This is a genomic window from Nostoc sp. FACHB-133 (genome assembly GCF_014698055.1).
Taxonomy (GTDB): domain Bacteria; phylum Cyanobacteriota; class Cyanobacteriia; order Cyanobacteriales; family Nostocaceae; genus Nostoc.
Genome location: NZ_JACJSH010000022.1, coordinates 115,308 through 137,257, shown reverse-complemented (window position 1 = coordinate 137,257; position 21,950 = coordinate 115,308). Strand labels below are relative to the sequence as shown.

Here is a 21,950-nt window from a genome sequence, read left to right as displayed (position 1 = left end):
GGCTACCAGCACATATTTAGTAAATAAAGTTACTTCTTACTTAGATTTTATTTTTGCGATCGCTTGTTTTTTACTGGATCTGACAAAACCGCATTGCTCCCGGGGAGGGTTAGGGTGGGGTAAAAACCAGATTCGTAAACTACTCCAGACTTGTGTGTATACCGTAGACTTTTTAAGGGTGGTTAGGGGGATCTCAAAGTGCCTAAAGTCACAGCGAAACACTTTTCAAACAACCTCTAAGACGTAGTAGGGGTAAAATCGTTACTTTATCTTTTTAAATGCAGAGAGATGCAATGGCATTGTCAGGCGACGCATTAGCATTGTCAGGCGACGCATTGGCATTGTTAGGCGATGCAATGACATTGTAAGGTGATGCAATGGCATTGTCAGGCGATGCAATGGCATTGTCAGGCAATGCAATGCCATTGTCAGGCGATGAATTGGCTAAATTTGTAGTGTTTTAAACGCAGAGGAACACAAAGTAAGCGCAAAGGAAAGGTAAGCAAAGTCTTTTTGAAGAGAATTTGTTACAACAAATTTATGCAATGTTGTAATCAGGAAGTCTCAAATGTCGCACAAAGAATTTATTTATTGCTGGCAAAAATGGTTGCTTCCCATCTTGGTACGTATCGTAGTAACAATTTTTCTCACAGTAGGCGTGTTAGGTATTTTGGGAAGCACCGCTTCTATAAGTAATGCTCAAGCTGTTTTTCCTGATTCTGTGACAGCTAATGCTCAACTAGTAAGTACCACTAAGCGTATTCAGGACAAACAGACACCATTAAAATCAACAGCGCTAAATGCCACTGTATATCACAGTCCCGAATGTAACTGTTGTGGTGGGTGGATTGACCACTTAAAGACACAAGGTTTTGAAATCACAGACTTTTCCACGCCTGACATTGAAACAGTCAAACAAAAGTACAACGTACCGGATAACTTATCATCCTGCCACACAGCAATTGTTAATGGATATGTCATAGAAGGACACGTTCCAGCAAACGACATCAAACGTTTGCTTCAAGAAAAGCCAAATGTTGTTGGTTTATCTGTTCCCCAAATGCCTGTAGGCACTCCTGGAATGGAGATGGGGAATCGAAAAGACCCGTTTACGGTGTTTGCCTTTGATGATAATAACTCAGTTGCGGTATTTAATAAATATCCATCCTCTTGATATAATCTCACTGGATTCAGAGGATGTTTTAAAAGTGGATTTTAATCTATCTTTAGCGAATAAAATAGTCAAAAGCTTTAAAAATATCCTTATATTACCTGAATCAGTGGTAGAAGATTTACTGGTTAGAATCAGTTTTCATTAAGTGCGATAAATGACTGAACCATCTCCCAAACCAGAAGCGAGATGTTATGGTTGAAACATTTTGAGAAAGATGCTCAATCGCATGGTTACAATCTTGCAGGCTTGCATCAATTCCCATTGCGTGATAAATCCCGCGAGCATTGCAAAAAGCATTCATCGCTTCTGATTCGCGATTGATTTTTTCTAACACTAAACCTAAATTAAACCAGGAGTTTGCTTCTGCATTTTGGTCATCAAGATTCCTTCTAATCTCTAATGAATATTGATGAAACTCAACCGCTCTTTGGTACTGTCCCAAAGCATTATAAGCACTTCCCAATCCACTTAAGGCCATGCCCTCCCCATTGCGATCGCTAATTAATCTTGTCAGTTCTAACCATTGGTGGTAAAACTCAATTGCCAGTTGGTACTGCCCCAATGATTCATAAGTATTGCCCAAACTTCCTAGACAAATGGCTTCTCCAGTGCGATCGCCTGTTTTCCTGGTGATACTCAACCACTGCTGATAAAACTCAATCGCTTGGTCGTACTTGCCCAAGTATTCATAAGTATTGCCCAAACTTCCTAGACAAATGGCTTCTCCAGTGCGATCGCCTATTTTCCTGGTGATACTCAACCACTGGTGATAAAATTCGATTGCTCGCTGGTATTTCCCCAGTGATTGGTAAGCGTTACCCAATCCAGACAAAGATTTGGCTTCTCCGAAGCGATCGCCTATTTCTTTCGCTATATCCAACCACTGCTGATAAAACTCAATTGCCAGGTGGTACTCCCCAATGGACTGATAAGCATTGCCCAAACTTGCTAAACAAATGACTTCACTGTTGCGATCGCCTATTTCTCTGGCTTTGTGCAAGCACCGCTTTTCAAACTCAATGGACTCGATGTTATTTAGGCTCCCTGTTCTAATTACTTCTGTCATTCTCTATAGAAAACGAAATTTTTGCTTGATAGGTTGTTGATTATACAATTTTCTGTGCCTTCAACACACAACAACAGAACTTATAGGTACAAGTTTTGTCAAAATCTAGAAATTTTTCTTCAATATGTAACTTTGTTTTATACACTAGCGATCACTGTGTATAAAATAATTTTATTTATATTTGGTAAGAAGCACACGAATATAGTATACTCACAAATTTGGCTTTAGAAAAAATATAAGAAAAACCAATCAATCCGCAGCAGCATAATCAGGCAATGCGTTGAGTTGTGAATTAACAGCACTTAGATAATTTTGGTCATTTAAAGCTTTTGATGGTAATTTATCTGCATTAACAGCAGCTTTCACCAAATCGTTTGCAATAATATTTCTCTTCTGAGTTTCAAATACTAGCATCTCTCCACTAGGAATACCGTGCTGCTTCAAACCTCCCTGATACGCAAAAGTAACTAGATTGAAAGGCTGGAGGTAATTCACAGAAATAGAATTACTAGGTAAATTGTTAGAGTTAATAGCAATTGTTTCACTATTATTGTTAGTAGCTGTTTGAGCGACAGCGATTCCAGGTACAAGAGTAATAGAAGCAAAAATAAGTGCAGACTTGATTAAAGTAAGGAGTTTCATAAGGTTATTCTTAGGTAAAGTGCGATCAGTGTTCTCTAGTAATAGAATCTTCTTTATTATTAATCTCAGCTTCCTTCATTCAGTTCATCTGATCGGTTGATATCTGACTCACCCAAAAGGGTGAAGCAATTGAGCGATAAAAATCCCGTTAAGTCGAGATATATAACAGAGCGATTTTAATTTTCTAGTACTTAACGGAGGCGGGTTGAACATTTATGCAATTTTTCAACTCGCGTCTTGAGTTTCATAAGCATTGCAGCAATTAGTTTTCTAGATTTGCGAAAACTTCCTACGACTCTTCAAGCAGGCGATCGCCTTTATGCAACCATAAGCGATTTGATAGATTTTTCGTGGTGATGTCTACGATGGGCTATGACGCTCCTGCGTCGCTCTAAGCGTACTCCTACGGAGAAGCGAGCTACGCGTAGAGAAGCCATGCCGCAGGCTTTACGCTACGCTATCGGTGTCGCATTGTGGGCAAAACACAACAGCGTGGCATTAAAAGTGGGTAGCTAGCTAGCGAGGTTTCCAATTATTAGCTCCTTTTCTAACTAGCCCCCTCCGAACCGTGCTTACGAGATTTCCAGGTACACGGCTCTCCAGTACTCTGTTTTCACGAGACTCGTTTAGATGTTGGTTTACCAGCGTGTATTGCATCATGGCATTGAGGGCAAACCATGAGAGTTTTCCTTCTACGTGCGGACATAATTTGCATCCATTGCGGTTTTTCCTTTCTACCCTTGGCTTTGAGGTCTTTAAGGGCACGAATATGGTGAACCTCAATATCACCTTTTGCCCCGCAAATCTCACATTCCGAAGCAAGAAGCCGTTTAATTAGTTCATTTCTGAACGCGGGCTTTCTATTTGTTGGCAGGTCTAGAATGGTTGCTTTTAGATTGCGTTTTAATTGGATGCCGCCAAAGCGAGCCACCAGGGATTTCTTACCTTCTACTGGGACAGTTATTTCCACACACTTTCTCAAGCCTTGTGGAAGCTTTACCGTCTTCTTATACCTGGCGCAGATTTTAGCCACGCTAGTTCTGTGTTTACAGGCAAGGGTTTTCATCAGCGAACTCGACATAATCCATTGAAGTTTTCGCAGCCATGCAATATTTTGGGCAAGGCTATAGAATTGTACATACCCTCTAAATTCTGATTGGTAAATGTTGATAATAGTAAAATCATCATCATTTATTAATTCAGGGCGATGAATGGGTTTACCATTCCTCATGTATAGGGCACATTTTTCTTCTATAAATCTTGGTGGGATTCTTAGTGCAATAATTCCGTTGATTGAGCGTTTACCATTGGTATGCTTATCGTCAGAATATTGGACTAGAATTTTGTAACCTAGAAAGCTTGCTGCCTCATTCCTAGCATTAGTAATCAGGGTCTTTTCTGGTGACAGTTCCAACTGAAGATTTTCAGCTAAAAATGTTTTTAGTTTTTCCTTAATTTCTTTTGCCTCTTGGAATGAGCCAATAAAACCAAGTAGGAAATCATCTGCATAGCGGACGTAATTTAACCTTCTGTATTCAGGGTCACGAACATTTTTAGAAGGCATTTTCTGGTATTTAATTTCCAGTTGACGCGCTTTATCAACTTGTCCGTTTTTCCTGTAATACCAAGCAAGTTTTACGAGTTTTGAATACTCTGGATTTTCTGCCCTATGTTTGCCAAGTGTATATTCTGGGATGAGTATCTGTTCGATAAATTTATCGAATTTGTCAAGATAGATATTGGCGAGTATGGGTGATACAATCGAGCCTTGCGGCGTTCCGCTCAGGGTGGAATAATATTTCCATTGCTCACACTAACCTGCCTTGAGTAAGTTTTCAATCAATCTCAAGAAACGATTATCTTGGATTGTCTCGCGTAAGGTTGACATTAAGATTTTATGATCTATATTGTCAAAGCAACCGCGAATATCTCCTTCGATAAACCATTTAGTTCCTTGCCAAGTACGGTCTGTTACTGTTAGCGCCGTATGGCATCCGCGCTCTTGTCGAAAACCATGACTGCTGTTAGAAAATTGAGGCTCGTAGTACGCTTCTAATATTAAACGTATTACTTCCTGAATCAATTTATCGTTCCAAGTGGGAATACCCAGAGGTCGAGTTTTTCCATTTTTCTTGGGAATATTAATTCGCCGTACTGGTGTCCACCGAAAACGTTCATAGCGAATATCCTCTATGAGGTTTTCAATCTTTTTGATGGACATCCCATCAACAGTCTCTGATGTAATTCCTTGCGTCATTGCCCCATTATTTTTGTAGATGCGGCTGTACGCCAAGAGGTATAAATTGGGGTTGAAAAGTTGTCTGTAGATATCATCCAGAGGTAAACCACGGTAGCCTCTGTCTCGGATTACACTTAAAATCGTTTCGGCGTTTCGCATCTCGCGTACCTCTCGATATAAGTGTGAAGAATACCTGTTCCTCTTCGCCATGTAGGCGGCTTTCCCGTCCTCGGACTACTATAGGAACTCTGTAACCATAGGGGTCGCCCCCCGTAGGTTATCCCGCGCTTTATTAACTCAGTACGTAACAGTGTGATTTAGGTGTCCCATTCATTCGTTAATCCATCTCATCGCTGGCTGACTTCGTTTGAAGAAGTTGTGTGGTTCAAATGTTTAAAACTACACACAAACGATTATTCCTTTTTAGGCGTTGTAGGAATAGGCAATCGCGTATACCGTCAGAATTAGGCTTCAGGTAGTTTAACCTTCACCATGTCACACAAGTCTTGCCGGACTCTAGTTTTAACGCCTTCTCTCTATTTCCGGCTTTAGCAACATACTGTTGTCCCTTTTGTCTTTCAACTCCAGGTAAGTTGGTCGACTTAGAGACGTTCTTCTTAGTCTCTCCCAACTTGGTTGGGGATACCGCGTTAACTGTCACGGCGCACACAATTAGCAAAATCCACACCTGAAAGTATCCGGTTTTGCTCACTAGCCTTGAAACTAGCTTGTTAAGTTAGAGAAGTGTTCAATTGCAAGCTCAATCTTTAGTCACAAAAATAACCATCAACATCTGTAGTCTTTAGAGTTTGCAGAAAAGTTTAATGCAAAGAAAAAAGTGGCTTTTAACAACAGGACTTGCTCTCCTAATTTTTATCATGGTTGTAGCGGCAAAATTTATGGATAAAGCTCATCCCATCACAGAACTCTACGTATTTGGAGACAGTATTTCGGATACAGGGATGGTATTCCGGGCGACAGGAGGAATGTACCCACCTAACCCAACTTACTTTCAAGGACGTTACTCGAATGGTCGGGTTTGGATTGAGTATCTTGCAGGATACCTCAATCTTTCCTCCAAGCAAACTAATAATTTTGCTTATGGAGGATCAACTACTGGCAATGTTGGCAACAGTTATGTACCTAGCTTGCTAAATCAAGTGCAATCGTTTACGCAGACACATCAACAGACGAATTCAGATGCTTTATATGTTCTGTGGGCAGGAGCAAATGATTATTTGCAAGGAGTAAGCAGTGCAACTATTCCTGTTAAAAATGTGACAACGGCAATCAACTCTCTAACTGATGTGGGTGCTAAAAAGATTCTGGTAGCGAATTTACCAGATTTAGGACAGTTACCTGCTACTAGAAACAGTCCAACTTCTGTGAGCCTCAGTGCATTAGCACAATTACATAATCAAGGCTTGAGGCGATCGCTAAAGGTACTAAGTCAACAGCATTCCGATCTGGAGATTGTGCAATTAGATGCCAACGCGCTATATCGAGATGCGATCGCAAATCCGGCAGCCTTTAACTTTACCAATGTCATCAGTCCATGTCTATCTGGCGATCGCACCTGTAGTAACCCAGACCAGTTTTTGTTCTGGGATGGCATTCATCCGACGGCTGCGGCTCATCGCATCATCGGGGAAACTGCTTTTTCAACGATTCAAGAGGCAGGGATGATTAATCCTCGTTCAATGTTGGTTTTATAACTTACCTCGATCAGCCAAAAATCACCGATAGGGCGCACAACTATGCGCCTTTACACTATGATTTAATTTACTAAAAATAAATGTAAAATACGGTAAGCCTTGCAAATTACCGTTGATTAATCTAGCCCAACGCTCAAATAGCACATTACTTATTTATATAATTGGAAACTTAAATAACTGCTGATGTCTGAACAATATCGTTTTGAAACTCTGCAAGTTCATGCTGGGCAAGAGCCGGCTCCCGGAACTAATGCCCGTGCTGTACCAATTTACCAAACTACTTCCTACGTTTTTGACGACACCGAACACGGAGCGCGGTTATTTGCTCTCCAGGAATTTGGTAACATTTACACCCGAATCATGAACCCGACGACGGATGTATTTGAAAAGCGGATTGCTGCACTAGAAGGGGGTGTCGCAGCATTAGCAACCGCTAGTGGTCAGGCGGCGCAATTCTTGGCAATCAGTACGATCGCTCAGGCTGGGGATAATATCGTTTCCACTAGTTTTTTGTATGGGGGAACATATAACCAGTTTAAAGTATCGCTACCACGTTTAGGTATTAACGTCAAGTTTGTCGAGGGAGACGATCCAGAAAGTTTCCGTCAGGCGATCGACGATCGCACCAAAGCGTTATATGTTGAAACTATTGGCAATCCTCAATTCAACATTCCCGACTTTGCCGCATTAGCTCACATTGCCCACGAAAATGGCATTCCTTTAATTGTGGATAATACCTTTGGTGCTGGTGGATATCTAGCTCGACCAATTGAACATGGTGCAGACATTGTAGTGGAATCTGCAACTAAATGGATTGGTGGACATGGTACTTCTATTGGTGGTGTAATAGTCGATTCGGGTAAATTTGACTGGGGTAACGGCAAGTTTCCCCTATTTACTGAGCCAGCACCTGGCTATCATGGGCTGAATTTTCAAGAAGTGTTTGGGCCTGGTGGTTCCTTTGGCAACATTGCTTTTATTATCCGCGCTAGAGTCGAGGGGTTACGGGATTTTGGCCCGTCTTTGAGTCCATTTAACGCCTTTCTTTTACTGCAAGGATTAGAGACTCTTTCTTTACGTGTAGATCGTCATGTCAGCAATGCCTTAGAATTGGCTCGGTGGTTAGAGCAACAAGAGCAAGTATTATGGGTTAATTATCCCGGACTTCCTAATCACCCTTATCATGAACGAGCGAAAAAATATCTCCGGCATGGCTTTGGCGGAGTTTTAAACTTTGGCATCAAAGGTGGATTAGATGCAGGTAAAGCTTTTATTAATCATGTGAAATTGGCAAGTCATTTAGCAAATGTTGGCGATGCTAAAACCCTCGTGATTCATCCCGCTTCCACAACTCATCAACAGCTAAGTAATGACGAACAGCTTTCAGCAGGTGTAACGCCCGATTTAGTGCGCGTATCAGTGGGAATTGAACATATTGACGATATTAAAGAGGATTTTCAGCAGGCATTCCGGCAAGTTAATATTTAATTCTTAATTGGGCATGGGGCATGGGGCATTGGGCATTGGGCATTGAGTATTGATTCTTCTCCCCCTGCTCCCCTGCTCCCCTGCTCCCCTGCCCCCCTGCCCCCCTGCCTCCCCTGCCTCCCCTGCTCCCCTGCCCTCTGCCTCCCATCAGATATGATCTACTCAGATTTCATCTCACCACAAACCAAGTTTTACCAGCTTACAGTGCCATTTCAACTTGAAAGCGGCGAAGTATTAATTGGGGTTCAGATTGCTTATCGCAGCTGGGGAGAGTTAAATGCTCAAGGCGATAATGGGGTACTAATTTGTCATGCCTTAACTGGTTCGGCTGATGCTGATGATTGGTGGGAACCTTTGTTTGGTTCAGGGAAAGCCTTCAATCCCGATCGCGATTTTATTGTGTGCAGCAATATTTTGGGAAGTTGTTACGGTACAACAGGGCCAACTACTATCAACCCAACAACCGGAAAGCCTTATGGTGTATCCTTCCCTAAAATTACAATCCGAGATATGGTTCGCCTCCAAGCTGTACTACTAGAATATCTGGGTGTTCAATCTCTGCGGTTCGTAATTGGTGGTTCGCTCGGTGGAATGCAATCACTGGAGTGGGCATTATTATATCCTGATAAAGTGAAAGGGATTGTACCTATCGCTGTTTCTGGCAGACATTCCGCTTGGTGTATTGGATTAAGTGAAGCCCAAAGACAGGCAATTTATGCCGATCCAAATTGGCAAGGAGGTAACTACACCCTGGATGCACCTCCAAACCAAGGACTAGCAGTGGCGAGAATGATGGCGATGTCTACTTACCGTTCTTGGGATAGTTTTACAACCCGCTTTGGACGGCAGTATGATGCATCTGAGAAGTTTGCTATAGCGAGTTACTTACAGCATCAAGGTCAAAAGCTGACAGAACGATTTGATGCCAATACTTATATTACCCTCACCCATGCAATGGATGACCACGATATTGCACGCGATCGCACAGCTCCTAATTTATCAGATTATGAATCTGTTCTGGGAAGCATCCAGCAACCAACTCTAGTTGTCGCCATCGATTCTGATATTCTCTATCCTCCAGTAGAACAACAAGAATTAGCAAATTTAATACCTAATGCTCAACTATCGTGGTTAAAGTCAACCCACGGACATGACGCATTTTTAATTGATATGGCTGCCTTGAATGAAATTATTCAACAAAACCATAAGTTTGTTCTTTTTTGAACCATAGAAACGATCGCAGTAGTCAATATTACATAACTCAATACAGTTCAGATAAAACCAAAACACTTGTAGAGACGGCGATTTATCGCGTCTCAAAAACCCAAAATTTTTACCAGTGGCCCTTAACCCAAGCGTATTGGTTTAGAACTAAAATATCAAGATCGATGGGAACGGGGATGAGTTAAATATTTTCCAATGCCCGCCGTACCCGCCGCAATATTTACTGTGTCTGGGTTTCTGTTGTTGAATCCAGAAATGGAGACAGCCAAAGGTGAACCAATAAGTTCAGCAACACGAAAGGCAGACGCGATCGCTCCTTCATGCAATCCATCTCCTAGATAAGCTCCCGCATAGTAAGTATGATTTTCTCCATTGGTGGCAACTACTTCGTCTCGATATCGAAAAGATTCAGTGGTATACAACGGAGTGTGATGTTCTTGAGTGTGAATAATGCGATCAGGATCAATCATCCTTTCTAGTTGAAACGATAAAAAATAATTCTGTGGCGATGAGATGCCGCAAAGCTGATTTAAGTAACTGTTATATCCCCATTGGGTGTCTGTCTGGAAGAAATCAAATTCTGAGGGGTGGTGAATGTGATGATGATCATAGATGGAAGTATCAGTATGAATTGTAGTGGTTGCATAATTGGCTTTCCAATCTGAGAAGCGTTTAATTTCAGCCTCGGTTGGGTCAGCTAACAGTGCTATCACTTGGTCGGGTGGCGTGGCAAATACGACTTTATCAAACTCCTGGATTTCAGCCTGCGATCGCCTGATTTTCACACCATCTGGACTTCTATAAATATTAGCAATCTCCACATTCAACAAAACTTCCCCTTTAAATCGCTCCAGAATTTTTTCAATATAGGAATATACACCGCCTTTGATCCTGAGCCATTTGACTGCGAGATAGTCGCGTAACATCGGAATTCCCATCTCTGCGGGAAAGTTATCAATGAGTTCAAAGGGCATTGAGTAGCTATACATCGTCAGCAACTTTAGCCAGGTATTGCTTATACTTTTGTTGTTTACATATTGAGACAATGGCTGATTGTAAAAATCTTCCATCTGGGCAAATCGCGTTTTTAGCCATAATCCAAGGGAACGGGTATGGATGGTATCGAATCGCAGATATTCAATGAAGCGTTGGATACCTGTATAGTTGTTCTCAATCGTGACCTTCGAGAAAAAGGGACTACCATTTTTGGGGAATAAAGCTGAACCGACACGGATGGGTTCTAGTTCCACTCCTAACTCTTGCATAAGAGCAACAAAGTTGTGAAATACGGTAGGAAATTCTAGCACTCCACTTTCCAACATTTCATTGCAATCAGATTGGTTAGGTTTTACATTCTTGTTGAGTGTCCGAATATGCCCCCCCAAAATCGGCTGCCGTTCAAACACGGTGACATGATGCCCTTGTTTATCAAGCAGGTAAGCTGTAGCCATACCACTGCCTCCACCACCGATAATTGCAATTCTCATAACTGACCTCTCAGTTGTTGAATATGAATAATATAGGAATCCGGTTTGATTCCTGAATTTACTTGCGTGGATTGGGAATTGGGAATTGGGAAGAAAAGAACGATACATCCGTATTGAGTCTTGTTCAAAAATCAAATAGGAGTCCTATATGTGCGAGTTGTCTGTTTAGCTATTGCCTAAAAGCACATCACCAGATAATCGTTGATACAGCAACGCCCCAGTCCAGAATGTGGGAGCAAAGCCCGGATAGCCTGATGAAGCATTGCAGAAATAGAAATGGTTGAGTGAGGTTTCGTGATTCAAGCGTCCCAGACCCATATTGCGCGGTGTGAGACTAGAACCGTAGGAATTTCCGTTGGGACACCAGCAATAACGTTCATTGGTGGTGGGACTGCCGGTGATATGAAAAACCAGATGCTTTCTAAAATTTGGCACATATTCTTTTTCCACGACATCCAGGATAGAGTCGAAGATTTCTTGCTTTTTCTGGTTGTAGGCTTTGCGATCGGTTTGTCGCAATTGCTTAAAGTAGTCGTAATTAGCAACGGTAAGGAATTCGACAATCTGGCAATCCTCTGGACAATCCCGACTCGCTTGTGTCAATAAAGTGGGCGTTGTTATGGCAAAGCTGGGATTGGAAAAGTCATTGTGTTCATACATCTGAGCAAAGGCTTCATTCAAATCCTGATGACCAGTGTGGAAAACATTCCACTTGCCAAATCCATAGTCTCGCAGGTCAAGGTCTTTGACGACGCAATAAGCCATGTAGTTAGATGCAGAATACTCATAGTTGAGTTTTCGGCGCACGGTTTTAGAGAAGTTTGACTCACCAATCATTTTGGCGGCTTTTTTGGGGTCAATGTTGCAAATCACAGTGTCGCCTGTAAATTCGTGAGTTTGATGGGTGTTTAAATCCATCGCCTCAACGCCCGTAACCGTTTTGTCTATGACTCTAAAATTCGTGACTTCATGGTTGAGCAATACCTGCCCCCCGTGTGATTCAATCACTTTGACTAAGGAATTGATTACATGCTCAAAATGCTGGGTTGGGTAAAATGCACCGCCTTGATAGCCCTTGAACAAAGCGACCCAGGCATAAAACGAGAGTTGATTTGGAGGCAGCAAAAAATCAGGCCATTGCAGAGCTAATAGGGTTTGGGCGGCTTGGGGTAGCTGAAATTTATCGAATACATCCTGAAGTGTACTGTTGAGATATTGAACCGTACAAAACACTTCACCTGAATGTTTGAGCAGTTCAATTGGCTTAACTGGGGGAGCGAGTCTTTTTAAACCTGCGCTCGTTTTTTCAACATCGTTAACAAATTGGCGAACGCGATCGCTATATTCAGGAAACAGCTTTGATAATCGCTGGATCAGTTCCTCTGGTTCCGAAGGAATATCTAACGCATATCCCGGCATTCGCATGTGGTCAAAACCATCCGGGTCGTACCGCTCAAAAGTCACTTCCCGATCCAAGCCTAATTTTTTGAGTACCCGATTAACCGTTTGTCCTTCACCGCAATCCCAAACATAGTGGAATTGTGCATTAAACGTGTATTTTTTAGCCATCGTAAACGTGTGACCAAAGCCGCCCGGATGCTCATGAGCTTCGAGTATTTGTACGGTCTTGCCGGAATTTGCCATCAAAGCGCCAAAGACCAATGCTGATAAACCACTGCCTACAATTAGGTAATCCGGTTTCATAGGAGGTTTCCTCAAACAATAAACGTCTTTTTCGATAACAATTTTCTCTATGCTTCAACCCGCTCTATCACAGTGGTTTGATGGTAATCTAAGTGGTTTGGCAAACTATATATTCGTTATTATGAATTGAGTGAAGCAGGTTGATATCGATCTTGCTTCCATTTACACTATTTCGACGACTTTATCTTAAATTACCGTAATCTCTCATCCCTCTACAGGATGGGGAGCGTCAATTGAGTTACCCCAACATCGGCGGTTGTACCTTACTTACCAAATTTCCAGGAAAGGAGCGATCTTAAGCGTTCGTTTATGTAGCGGCGATTTCTAATCGCCTTGTATATTGGCAAAGGCGACGACGCTCCCCTTTTTCTCTACGCACCTTTATCATTCTTATCTAACTTTAATTAGCGAATTGCGACATTTAATTTGCGAAAGTACAATGGAGAATAACGGATTTGAACCGATGGCCTCTGCGGTGCGATCGCAGCGCTCTACCAACTGAGCTAATTCCCCTGAATCGTTGCTAAGTCAAGAGTAATATTACTCATTAACTCAACAAACTATCACCATAGAGTATTCTAACATTCAGTTGCCGATGGCTGAGGCTCTTTTTGAGAATAAATCTTCTGCACGCGTTCCAGTTCTAAATCACTGAGATAATCAACAGTCCAGTTACAGCAACGCTGAAGCATGTGGAATGGGTAAGTGTTCGCTACACCAACAACTTGCATCTGCGATCGCTTCGCTGCGGCAATACCTGCGGGGGTATCTTCAATTGCCAGACACTCTTGTGGTTGAAGGTTTAATTCAGGATATTCTTTATTTAGGCATTTTACTGCCAGTAAATAACCATCAGGTTCTGGTTTACTGGTGGTTATGTCATCGCCCGCAACGATAATTTTAAAATGTTGGTCTAGTTTGGCACGATGGAGTACCAATTCTATTTCTTGGCGAATAGCGCCACTGACTAATCCTAATTTCAAATTCCGCGATCGCACCTGATATATTAAGTCTTCTACACCTGGATATAAAGGCAGTTTCTCTATTTTCTCTAACTCCACCGTATAAGCTTGGGCTTTGCGGTACAACAACTGAGTTAAGTAGTTTTCGTTAGCGACTCTACCACGATTAGCGAGTAGTTGCTGAAAACAAGCGCGATCGCTACGTCCAAGAGAAGCTTGACGCTCACTCACCTTTTGGGGTTGGAGATTTTCTTCAATGAGAATCTCATCGATCAGTTGTAGGTGGATTGGCTCATCGTTAATGATGACACCATTGAAATCAAAGAGAACTGCCTTTAAACTCATGCGATTATGCCAAATGCGGGAGATCCAAGTCCCTCCAAATCATTATTATCTACTGATGTGGGAGTATAACGACGGACATTTTCAGTTGCGATCGGTTTAACGCCGCCAGTTACCTGATTTATCCACCATACATCCTGCGATCGCACTGCCTCAAATCCGGCCGCACCCATATTCGCCTCTGTACTACCAGCAGCATACTCACGAATATATGGCTCCTCAAAAACATCATTAAGCCATTGTAACTGCCGCAGAGTCTTTTGATTCCCATCTAGAATTAGTACTTGCCCTCCAGTTACTAGCAACCGAAAGCTTTCCTGCAAAATTGCTAGGGACACCTCATTTGGAGTTTCGTGTAATAGCAAAGAAGCTGTCACTAAGTCAAATGATGCATCTCTGAAACTGGTTTTTTCCGCATTTCCGTGTCGCCAGACTATCTCTAAACCAGCATTTCTAGCTTTATCTTCTGCCCTTACCAGCATATAGGGTGATAAATCCAAACCAATAACTTCCGCTTCGGGAAAAGCCCGTTTTAACATTAAAGTAGTGGAACCTGTACCACAACCTAAATCAAGTATGCGTCGTGGTTTTACCTTAACAGCATCAATTAAGGCTTGACGGACAATAGTTTCATTAGGCGGCACAACATATTGGGTAATCGGATCGTAACTAACTGCTGCACCGGCATTGAGATAGCCGCCTGTAATCCCGTGAAAGTTTTGACTACTGTAGTACGAGGGAATTATGACATCATCTCGCCGGAAGCGATCGCATTCTTTCTCCCAGTCAATACTATCAGCGTAACGCCGTAACCCGTCTTCATCAATCAAAAGACGCACTACAGGAGATAAAAAACGTTCCCAGATCGTATCTTGACGCACTGCCATATTGTGTCAGAACTTTAAGAGCTTATTTAAACAGAGTAATTTTCTTTACAAATTTTAATATATCTAGGAAACATCTGTTTTCTCTCTCTGGTATGGACTTGACGTTTGTAATTGCATAAGTTACATTTGTAGTATAAATGTGCTACTCCCTAAAAGTAGTTCTTTAGCTTCACGAAGACCGAACGAGTTAAATGAAAGACAATAAACATTTAAATTGCTACAACTAAGTAGTATGTCAAGTTTAAGTTTATGGGTAAGCAAGTTAGTAGTAATGAATTTAGTGCTTACTACAAACCTTAAAAATTACTAGATAAATTATCAGTACATAGACCTAATCCAAAATCTAAAATTCAAAATCCAAAATAGAATAAATTATGCCCTACGAAAAGTTAGAAATTACCACATCAGCACCCGTTTTATCTTGGGCAAATCACTCTTTGGGCCCAGAAGAAACTAAGATGGCAAAGAATGTGGCATCCTTACCATTTGTGTTTAAGCACGTGGCCTTAATGCCAGATGTTCACTTAGGCAAAGGTGCTTTAGTTGGTTCTGTAATTGCAACCAAAGAGGCAATTATCCCTGCTGCTGTCGGTGTGGATATTGGTTGCGGGATGAGTGCGATCAAAACATCATTTACCGCCGAACAACTAGAAGGAAAACTGAAGAAAATCCGCTTGGATATTGAAGCAGCAATCCCGACTGGATTCAACGAAAATAAAGACGTTGAAAAATCCGTCAGTAACTGGCAACACTGGGATGATTTTAAAGACTTGCATCGCGGTGTGCAAGACCTACAAGGTAAAGCAATGAAACAGATGGGTTCTCTCGGTGGAGGAAATCACTTTATTGAAGTGTGCCTTGATACAGAGAATCAAGTTTGGCTAATGCTGCATTCTGGTTCGCGTAACATTGGCAATAAACTCGCCCAGTGTCATATTCACACAGCTAGAGAATTAGCAAAAATGGCAGGTAATAAATTACCTGACCCAGATTTAGCTCACTTTGTCGCTGGTACGCGAGAATTCCAGGCATATTGGCATGATTTGCAATGGTCACAAAACTATGCGCGTGTCAACCGCGATGTGATGATGGCGCGTTTTAAGCACATAGTTGAAAAACATTTAGTAGGCGGGAAAGCAACTAAACCTTTATTGCAAGTTAATTGTCATCACAATTACGCCGAAAAAGAAGTGCATTTTGACGAGGATGTATATGTTACTCGTAAGGGTGCAGTTCGTGCCCAGACTGAAGATTATGGGATTATTCCTGGTTCGATGGGAGCAAAGTCTTTCATTGTTAAGGGTAAAGGTAATGCTCATAGTTTCTGTTCTTGTTCCCACGGCGCGGGGCGTTTGATGTCTAGAAATAAGGCAAAAAATGTCTACACACTTGATGATTTGATAGAGCAAACAAATGGTGTAGAATGTCGCAAAGATGAGGGTGTACTAGATGAAATTCCAGGTGCTTATAAGCCAATAGAACAAGTGATGGAAAATCAAGCAGATTTGGTTGAGGTTGTAGCGACGCTTAAGCAAGTTCTTTGTGTGAAGGGATAAGTTTGTTGGGTGGGCAATGCCCACCTTTTTGATTTTTTTTAACGCAAAGGGACGCTGAGGTAAACGCTGAGGTAAGCGCAGAGGTACGCTGAGGAATAAATGATTGTTTTAAGTGAATCGACTGAACAAATAGAGTCATCTGCTAGCGCTAGCGAAAATAAATTAATGACTGAGGCTGCCCAATTATTAGGGTGCAAAGTCTACTATATCCCACGAGATTTTGAACGATGTGGTACAGCAGAAAATGCTCTATGGCACATTCCTAATTATCCTAAAGTCACTGCTGGTATCTGGATAGGATATATTCCTGAGTTTGAGCGTTACAAAGCCATATATTATGCAGCCTTGGCTAAGGGAATAAAACTACTCAATACTCCTTTAGAACATCAGACAGCACTAGAGTTTGACCTATTTTACCCTCACTTAAAAGGATTGATACCTGAGAGTTTGGTAATTGCCTCAACAAACGAATGTATTGAGGCTGGTGAATTATTGGGATTTCCTGTGTTTGTCAAAGGCGCAGTTCAATCTATAAAAATGCAAGGATGGGAATCTTGTGTAGCGAATAATCAGCAGGAATTAGTCAGACTGACAGAATTGTTATTAAAACTTAAAGATCGTTCACGAGGTAGAGTTATTGTTAGGAAATTAGTAAAGTTATGGCATAAACGCCTAGCTCCAAATGGTTTTCCAATGGGAAGAGAGTTTAGATGTTTTCTTTATAATCAGCAGATCCTAAAATATGGATATTATTGGGATGGGCAAGATGACTTGAGCAAGTTATCAAAAACAGAAGAGATGCAAGTATTACAGTTGGCAGTCCTTGCCTCTGAATGCCTTGGTGTTCCCTATATAGCAATTGATGTCGGGCAATTAGAAAGTGGAGAATGGATAGTGATAGAAACAGCCGATGCACAATTTGCTGGTCTGAGTCACATTCCTGCACTTGAATTGTGGAATAAGTTAAAAGATATATATTATTGAGAGTTTATTGGCAGAATTAAAAGCAGAGTATCGTCAAAAAATTGAAGTAGAAGCAACAGAGCAAGATGCTTGGTAGCAAAAATCTGACTTTTTTTGTAACTAGTCGAAAAGTTTAAAGCAAACTCTAATTTTCTATTGTATTTAGCCAATTCATTAAATCAGCCTCACTGACAAAATCTAGTAATACTTCACCCAAGTCCTCTAACTGAGTCAAGGACAACTCTTGCAACCGAGATTGTAACTGAGAATTAATTGAACCAAGCCGACGAGTTAATAGACGTATAACTAGCCTTAGTTCTGATTGTCTTCCTTGTTCAATGCCTTGTTCAATCCCTTGTTCAATCCCTTGTTCAATGCCTCGTTGTCTACCTTCTTGGAGTCCTTCTTCAAGAATTTCTTGATAAATGCTCGATTCTCTCATATCTTCTTTCCTCAAAAACTGACGAATTAGTTCTGGCTCGAATACCAACCCTGCTAGAAGTTGGGTACATACCGAGATACTCTGCTTGGTGGCTTCTTCTTCAATCATACTCACCTGAACTGCTACCTGTTGGAGTAAGCTTTGAGGAGAATCTGTTCGCGCCAAAGTTGCCAGAGGTAATAAACCAGGAGATAACAATAAAGGTTCTGGATCTTGTTCCCAAATTCGGATGACGCGATAACGGTGGGTAGTATTGCGGGCAGTAAATTGATCTACAAATACAGCTTCTGAAGTTGTGGGTTTAAGGAAAATTACTACCTGCTCGATATCACAATTGTATTGTCGATATAGCCGCACCCAATAGTCCAACATCCGCAGTGGCAAGGGTGGAGTTGATGCTGGTAAGGTTTGAAACTCTAAATGCAGTATTTGATTGGCAGTTTGCAAAAAGGTTACTGAATCGGCACGAATTGGTTCTTGATTTAATTCTGTTTTGAGAATCTGGATATCCCTTGCCTCAGATGCAAGTAAGTAGCGGATAAAATCTTCTGGATACTGCTCAACCAGATATTTCAGGGTGTTATCGTATGTCACTGTGATATCAGTTTGGACATAAACTCATGTAGAAACGTGATATCGCTACATGGTTTGTTCATAAAAATTTAAGTTTAGTGTTGTTTATTGTTAGCGCTACTCTACGAAAAAGGCTGTTCGCTCATAGCGCTAACATTTAAATTTGGTGTCTTTTCAAAATTACATTGTCAAAGATTGAGGATTTGTCTCAATCAATTTTGCTAAATCTTGCAAGAACGCCGCAGCATGGGCACCGTAAATAATCCGGTGGTCAGAAGTAATATTCACCTGCATTTGTTGCCGCACGCCGAATAAACCGTCGGGTGTTGCTACTACTTGCGGACGGGATGCCCCGATCGCTAAAATTGAACCTTGTCCAGGCGGCAAAATCGCATCAAATTTGTCTACGCCAAACATCCCCAAATTAGACAGAGTAAAAGTACCACTGTTGTATTCTTGGGGCTGTAGTTGTTTTGCTCTGGCACGTTCTACCAAAGACTTCCAAGTACGCGATAGAGAATAAATATCCACTGCATCTGCATTTTGCAACACAGGTGTAATTAATCCGCCATCATCCATCGCTACGGCTACGGAAATGTTGATATCAGAATGATAAACAATACCCTGGTCTGAATAGCTAGCATTTAACAATGGGTGTTTTTGCAATGTCACTGCTACAGCTTTCGCCAGTAGCGCTGTCATTGTCACGCCTTTGGATTTAATTTGTTTATAAAGTTTGTCTAATCCGTCAGTGGTAATTGTATAACCGACACGGAAGACGGGCACGGATATGGTGGCTACCATGTTCCGCACTACGGCATTTTGAAAGGTAGTTAGAGGTACGATTTGACCAGGAACAGCAGCTACCACTGGCGCGGGTGCTGGTGTGCGAGGTGCTGGGGATGCAACTGAGGCGCTGGTTGGTACAGATGCTGGTGGGGCAACTGGAGCAGTGGCGGGTTGTTTGCCCTTATTGGACAATGCTTCTACATCTTCAGCGACAATACGACCGTGGGGGCCACTGCCTTGGAGTGTAGTTAAATCAACTTTGAGTTCTTTGGCTAATTTGCGGGCACGGGGTGAAACTACAAGTCTGCCTTCTTTGTGATTAGAGCCGTTTTGAGACGCTAAGGCAGGTGTTGCAACTGAGGCTGTGGCGGGGATTGGCTCAGGGGCAGAGGTAGTAGTAGCAGCCACGCCAGAGGAATTGGCAAGAGATTTCGCCTGTTCAATTTCAGCTTCAGTTTCGGCTATGAAGGCGATCGCAGATCCTACTGGGGCAGTTTCACCAGCTTCAACTATGATATGAGCAAGAAAGCCTTCATAAAAGGTTTCTACATCCATATCTGCCTTATCTGACTCTACAACCACCACTGTTTCGCCTTTTTCCACTTTGTCCCCTGGCGATTTCACCCAGGAGACGATTTTGCCTTCCGTCATGGTGGAACTCAGCGCCGGCATAAATACTTCATGAATGCTCATAGGGTGGTTTGGAAATCAATGGTTTATGGACTTTAACAGCTTTCATCAGATCGAATTGTATCTTGGCGGGAGAGTTTTGGGCTGGAGATTTTATATTTTAGATTGGGAATTGGGAATTGGGAATTAATTAGTTACGCACAGGTAACGGAAAATCGTAGATGCAAAGCGGTGAGCCAGTCCGGTGGATGGCAATACTTCTCGCTTTGTGCATTTTTAACTCGGAATCGGGTTTGGGGTAAAGGGTAAGGGTTAAAGGTTTTTTCTTTCCCTTTTCCCTTTCCCCTTTTCCCCTTAACCGAGAAGTATTGCGGTGGATGGGTTCCCCGGCATAAAGGAACTGGCGGTAGCGATAGCGTAGCGTTAGCGTTCGCGCAGCGTCTCGTAGAGAGGAACGAGCGTCGGTACGAGCGTCACCCGTAGGGCTAATACAGAGAACGCAGAGGATATTGAGAAATAGGAGTTTGGGAGGTTTCTTGCGTAAGTCCTACTAATGACTAATCGATTCATTCCAGGAACCTAAATATGAATTGGATGTCTATAATACAGAGCAATCCTTAAGGGTTAGCCAATATCTCGATCTCGTTTTAATCGTTGACTTGCAAAAACCACCATGAGTTTCTACAGATTAAATGGGATTGCTATTTATGAAGAAAGGGAAGGGGCAAAGGGGAAGGGGGAAAGGTAAAAACCTCGCCCCTTGTGGGCGAAATAATCCAAATTTTATGGTGAAGGTAAAAAGCGAGACCAATTGTGGGCGACCTGTTCATCCCTTTCCCCTTTCCCCTTTTCCCTTTAACCTTTTCCCTTTTATACTTCCTCATACCGAATGCTTAAGATACAAAAGCTACTCACAGGTAGAGGATATGGGATGCAGTTCAATCTAGAATTCAAAATTGGTAATAAACCTATTTGAAATTCCTGTTTACTTTTATGTCGGCAAAGCTAAAATTCTTTTTGATTGTGATACTAAGTATCTTTGCCACTGCTGGCGCTGGAGTATATATTACCCAGCGCCAGCAATCTGCACCGATTGTTGAGACTAGTTATGGTCAAACCCAGCAGGTGAGAGCAATACATCAATCTCAAGAGATTGTGGCATACCCAGACCGCTCTAACTATAAAACTATACCTTTAGAAAATATCAACTCATCTCTCCAAGGAAGCGATCCTGCTACCCTCGCTCTGAATGCCTTTGACAACATAGCAGCAGTGGGAGGAACGCGAAAGGTAGAGGTAGCTTATCCACAACGAAATCAGGCTTTAGTGACGATTACCCAACTCAAGCGGGGTGATGATGCAGTTAGTACAGTTAAATATCGAGTTGAGATGTCAGCCTTCGGGCGATCGCTATTTATTAGTTCTCCTCCAGTCTGGCAAATTGTTTGGGCTGGCTCCCAGGTAGAATGTTCGGCTGGGAGCCTCTCCCGCACTAAGTTAAATCATATTTGTCATTAGTCATTGGTCATTAGTTATTAGTCATTGCTCACAAAACTAATGACAACGGACAAATGACAAATGACAAATTTAAATGTCGCCACGAATCTCTTCTACAACGCCATCGCGCAGAACGATTTCGACTTGCATTTTGCTAATCAGGTTATCTCCTATCTCTACCCGGAAAAAGCCTTCCATTTGGAATTGGTTGACTTCCTGATCTTGCTGGAGAAACTGCACTTGCTGGAGATTTTGCAGCAACTGATTTTTTTGTTCTAGAAATTCACTTTTCTTTTGATTGACTTGGAGTTGGATATTATCAATCTGTTGGAGGGTCTGGGGACCGGGTGGTTGCAGACTCTGCTTTTGAATTGCTGCGATCGCTCTTTGTCCTTCTACGTCTAGCTGTTGCAGTTGCTGATCGAGTTGATTGATCTGGGTTTGCAGCTGCTGTTGTACTTCCTCTTTCCAAAGGGGAGTCACAATAACTTTAACGTTAACGACGCGTTTCAGAAGCAAATTAGATTTGGAGACATCCATAAATATTTCACGTTCACTCTTTACAGTTGG

At 42.0% G+C, this 21,950-nt stretch carries 21 protein-coding genes and 1 tRNA gene; 8 read left to right on the top strand and 14 right to left on the bottom strand.

The window, feature by feature from the left end; genetic code table 11:
* Positions 1-274: 274 nt before the first annotated feature.
* On the bottom strand, positions 275-415 hold the full coding sequence (locus H6G86_RS19365; RefSeq protein ID WP_190935648.1) for a hypothetical protein: 141 nt from the start codon (positions 413-415) through the stop codon (positions 275-277).
* A gap of 153 nt (positions 416-568) precedes the next feature.
* Between H6G86_RS19365 and H6G86_RS19360 the strand changes: the two genes are divergently transcribed.
* Positions 569-1,174: a DUF411 domain-containing protein gene (locus H6G86_RS19360; protein ID WP_190935647.1), complete on the top strand. Its 606-nt coding sequence runs from the start codon at positions 569-571 to the stop codon at positions 1,172-1,174.
* Positions 1,175-1,292: 118 nt separating this feature from the next.
* Here H6G86_RS19360 and H6G86_RS19355 read toward each other — a convergent pair whose 3' ends face one another.
* Positions 1,293-2,240, bottom strand: a complete 948-nt coding sequence (locus tag H6G86_RS19355; RefSeq protein WP_190935646.1) for a tetratricopeptide repeat protein — start codon at positions 2,238-2,240, stop codon at positions 1,293-1,295.
* A gap of 249 nt (positions 2,241-2,489) precedes the next feature.
* Entirely contained in the window at positions 2,490-2,882 is a 393-nt protein-coding gene (locus tag H6G86_RS19350; protein WP_190935645.1) for a hypothetical protein, read from the bottom strand.
* Positions 2,883-3,254: 372 nt separating this feature from the next.
* Here H6G86_RS19350 and H6G86_RS19345 point away from each other — a divergent pair, with 372 nt between their 5' ends.
* Positions 3,255-3,398, top strand: a complete 144-nt coding sequence (locus H6G86_RS19345) for a hypothetical protein (protein ID WP_190935644.1) — start codon at positions 3,255-3,257, stop codon at positions 3,396-3,398.
* Positions 3,399-3,495: 97 nt separating this feature from the next.
* Here the strand turns inward: H6G86_RS19345 and H6G86_RS40005 are convergent, their stop codons facing one another.
* The 3 genes from H6G86_RS40005 to H6G86_RS19335 form a co-directional block, all read right to left on the bottom strand.
* Entirely contained in the window at positions 3,496-4,446 is a 951-nt protein-coding gene (locus tag H6G86_RS40005; protein WP_199338342.1) for an HNH endonuclease, read from the bottom strand.
* A 249-nt stretch (positions 4,447-4,695) separates the two neighbouring features.
* Positions 4,696-5,280: a reverse transcriptase domain-containing protein gene (locus tag H6G86_RS40000; protein ID WP_199338341.1), complete on the bottom strand. Its 585-nt coding sequence runs from the start codon at positions 5,278-5,280 to the stop codon at positions 4,696-4,698.
* A gap of 328 nt (positions 5,281-5,608) precedes the next feature.
* Positions 5,609-5,833 carry a hypothetical protein gene (locus H6G86_RS19335; protein ID WP_190935643.1) on the bottom strand — a complete coding sequence of 75 codons (225 nt, stop codon included), beginning with the start codon at positions 5,831-5,833 and terminating at the stop codon, positions 5,609-5,611.
* A 112-nt stretch (positions 5,834-5,945) separates the two neighbouring features.
* Here H6G86_RS19335 and H6G86_RS19330 point away from each other — a divergent pair, with 112 nt between their 5' ends.
* From H6G86_RS19330 to metX, 3 genes are all read left to right on the top strand, one after another.
* Positions 5,946-6,836 carry an SGNH/GDSL hydrolase family protein gene (locus H6G86_RS19330; protein WP_190935642.1) on the top strand — a complete coding sequence of 297 codons (891 nt, stop codon included), beginning with the start codon at positions 5,946-5,948 and terminating at the stop codon, positions 6,834-6,836.
* Between the two features lie 183 nt (positions 6,837-7,019).
* Complete coding sequence (locus tag H6G86_RS19325) at positions 7,020-8,324, top strand: O-acetylhomoserine aminocarboxypropyltransferase/cysteine synthase family protein (protein WP_190935641.1); 1,305 nt, start codon at positions 7,020-7,022, stop codon at positions 8,322-8,324.
* 153 nt (positions 8,325-8,477) lie between these two features.
* The gene (gene metX / locus H6G86_RS19320) at positions 8,478-9,548 is read left to right on the top strand and encodes a homoserine O-acetyltransferase MetX (RefSeq protein WP_190935640.1); all 1,071 of its coding nucleotides are present in this window, start codon (positions 8,478-8,480) and stop codon (positions 9,546-9,548) included.
* Positions 9,549-9,703: 155 nt separating this feature from the next.
* Here metX and H6G86_RS19315 read toward each other — a convergent pair whose 3' ends face one another.
* The 5 genes from H6G86_RS19315 to H6G86_RS19295 all read right to left on the bottom strand — a co-directional run bounded on the left by H6G86_RS19315 (position 9,704) and on the right by H6G86_RS19295 (position 14,930).
* Entirely contained in the window at positions 9,704-11,035 is a 1,332-nt protein-coding gene (locus H6G86_RS19315) for an FAD-dependent oxidoreductase (RefSeq protein WP_190935639.1), read from the bottom strand.
* 165 nt (positions 11,036-11,200) lie between these two features.
* Entirely contained in the window at positions 11,201-12,739 is a 1,539-nt protein-coding gene (locus tag H6G86_RS19310; protein WP_190935638.1) for a phytoene desaturase family protein, read from the bottom strand.
* Between the two features lie 440 nt (positions 12,740-13,179).
* Positions 13,180-13,252 (bottom strand) — tRNA-Ala (locus tag H6G86_RS19305).
* Between the two features lie 65 nt (positions 13,253-13,317).
* Positions 13,318-14,046 carry an HAD family hydrolase gene (locus tag H6G86_RS19300; protein ID WP_114083985.1) on the bottom strand — a complete coding sequence of 243 codons (729 nt, stop codon included), beginning with the start codon at positions 14,044-14,046 and terminating at the stop codon, positions 13,318-13,320.
* Positions 14,043-14,930: a class I SAM-dependent methyltransferase gene (locus H6G86_RS19295; protein ID WP_190935637.1), complete on the bottom strand. Its 888-nt coding sequence runs from the start codon at positions 14,928-14,930 to the stop codon at positions 14,043-14,045. The genes H6G86_RS19300 and H6G86_RS19295 overlap by 4 nt, the downstream gene beginning before the upstream one ends.
* Before the next feature lie 374 nt (positions 14,931-15,304).
* On the opposite strand from H6G86_RS19295, the gene H6G86_RS19290 reads away from it, so the two are divergent.
* Both H6G86_RS19290 and H6G86_RS19285 read left to right on the top strand, forming a co-directional pair.
* On the top strand, positions 15,305-16,486 hold the full coding sequence (locus H6G86_RS19290; protein ID WP_190935636.1) for an RtcB family protein: 1,182 nt from the start codon (positions 15,305-15,307) through the stop codon (positions 16,484-16,486).
* Positions 16,487-16,585: 99 nt separating this feature from the next.
* Positions 16,586-17,470: an ATP-grasp domain-containing protein gene (locus H6G86_RS19285; RefSeq protein WP_190935635.1), complete on the top strand. Its 885-nt coding sequence runs from the start codon at positions 16,586-16,588 to the stop codon at positions 17,468-17,470.
* A gap of 124 nt (positions 17,471-17,594) precedes the next feature.
* On the opposite strand, the gene H6G86_RS19280 is transcribed toward H6G86_RS19285, so the two are convergent.
* Both H6G86_RS19280 and H6G86_RS19275 read right to left on the bottom strand, forming a co-directional pair.
* Positions 17,595-18,485: an Rpn family recombination-promoting nuclease/putative transposase gene (locus H6G86_RS19280; protein ID WP_190935634.1), complete on the bottom strand. Its 891-nt coding sequence runs from the start codon at positions 18,483-18,485 to the stop codon at positions 17,595-17,597.
* Positions 18,486-18,644: 159 nt separating this feature from the next.
* A complete protein-coding gene (locus tag H6G86_RS19275; protein WP_190935633.1) occupies positions 18,645-19,946 on the bottom strand; it encodes a dihydrolipoamide acetyltransferase family protein in 1,302 nt (433 codons plus the stop codon).
* A gap of 930 nt (positions 19,947-20,876) precedes the next feature.
* Here H6G86_RS19275 and H6G86_RS19270 point away from each other — a divergent pair.
* The gene (locus H6G86_RS19270; protein WP_190935632.1) at positions 20,877-21,401 is read left to right on the top strand and encodes a hypothetical protein; all 525 of its coding nucleotides are present in this window, start codon (positions 20,877-20,879) and stop codon (positions 21,399-21,401) included.
* Positions 21,402-21,470: 69 nt separating this feature from the next.
* Here H6G86_RS19270 and H6G86_RS19265 read toward each other — a convergent pair whose 3' ends face one another.
* Positions 21,471-21,920 (bottom strand): YlqD family protein, encoded by a 450-nt coding sequence (locus H6G86_RS19265; protein WP_012412623.1) that lies wholly within the window; start codon positions 21,918-21,920, stop codon positions 21,471-21,473.
* Positions 21,921-21,950 lie beyond the last annotated feature (30 nt).

Bases quoted from the DNA above. Each gene is read 5' to 3' on its own strand.
- H6G86_RS19275 (WP_190935633.1), bottom strand. From the start codon at position 19,946: ATGAGCATTCATGAAGTATTTATGCCGGCGCTGAGTTCCACCATGACG.
- H6G86_RS19360 (WP_190935647.1), top strand. From the start codon at position 569: ATGTCGCACAAAGAATTTATTTATTGCTGGCAAAAATGGTTGCTTCCC.
- H6G86_RS40000 (WP_199338341.1), bottom strand. From the start codon at position 5,280: ATGCGAAACGCCGAAACGATTTTAAGTGTAATCCGAGACAGAGGCTAC.
- H6G86_RS19350 (WP_190935645.1), bottom strand. From the start codon at position 2,882: ATGAAACTCCTTACTTTAATCAAGTCTGCACTTATTTTTGCTTCTATT.
- metX (WP_190935640.1), top strand. From the start codon at position 8,478: ATGATCTACTCAGATTTCATCTCACCACAAACCAAGTTTTACCAGCTT.
- H6G86_RS19300 (WP_114083985.1), bottom strand. From the start codon at position 14,046: ATGAGTTTAAAGGCAGTTCTCTTTGATTTCAATGGTGTCATCATTAAC.
- H6G86_RS40005 (WP_199338342.1), bottom strand. From the start codon at position 4,446: ATGCCTTCTAAAAATGTTCGTGACCCTGAATACAGAAGGTTAAATTAC.
- H6G86_RS19315 (WP_190935639.1), bottom strand. From the start codon at position 11,035: ATGAGAATTGCAATTATCGGTGGTGGAGGCAGTGGTATGGCTACAGCT.
- H6G86_RS19270 (WP_190935632.1), top strand. From the start codon at position 20,877: ATGTCGGCAAAGCTAAAATTCTTTTTGATTGTGATACTAAGTATCTTT.
- H6G86_RS19285 (WP_190935635.1), top strand. From the start codon at position 16,586: ATGATTGTTTTAAGTGAATCGACTGAACAAATAGAGTCATCTGCTAGC.
- H6G86_RS19325 (WP_190935641.1), top strand. From the start codon at position 7,020: ATGTCTGAACAATATCGTTTTGAAACTCTGCAAGTTCATGCTGGGCAA.
- H6G86_RS19265 (WP_012412623.1), bottom strand. From the start codon at position 21,920: ATGGATGTCTCCAAATCTAATTTGCTTCTGAAACGCGTCGTTAACGTT.
- H6G86_RS19345 (WP_190935644.1), top strand. From the start codon at position 3,255: ATGACGCTCCTGCGTCGCTCTAAGCGTACTCCTACGGAGAAGCGAGCT.
- H6G86_RS19310 (WP_190935638.1), bottom strand. From the start codon at position 12,739: ATGAAACCGGATTACCTAATTGTAGGCAGTGGTTTATCAGCATTGGTC.
- H6G86_RS19355 (WP_190935646.1), bottom strand. From the start codon at position 2,240: ATGACAGAAGTAATTAGAACAGGGAGCCTAAATAACATCGAGTCCATT.
- H6G86_RS19330 (WP_190935642.1), top strand. From the start codon at position 5,946: ATGCAAAGAAAAAAGTGGCTTTTAACAACAGGACTTGCTCTCCTAATT.
- H6G86_RS19290 (WP_190935636.1), top strand. From the start codon at position 15,305: ATGCCCTACGAAAAGTTAGAAATTACCACATCAGCACCCGTTTTATCT.
- H6G86_RS19295 (WP_190935637.1), bottom strand. From the start codon at position 14,930: ATGGCAGTGCGTCAAGATACGATCTGGGAACGTTTTTTATCTCCTGTA.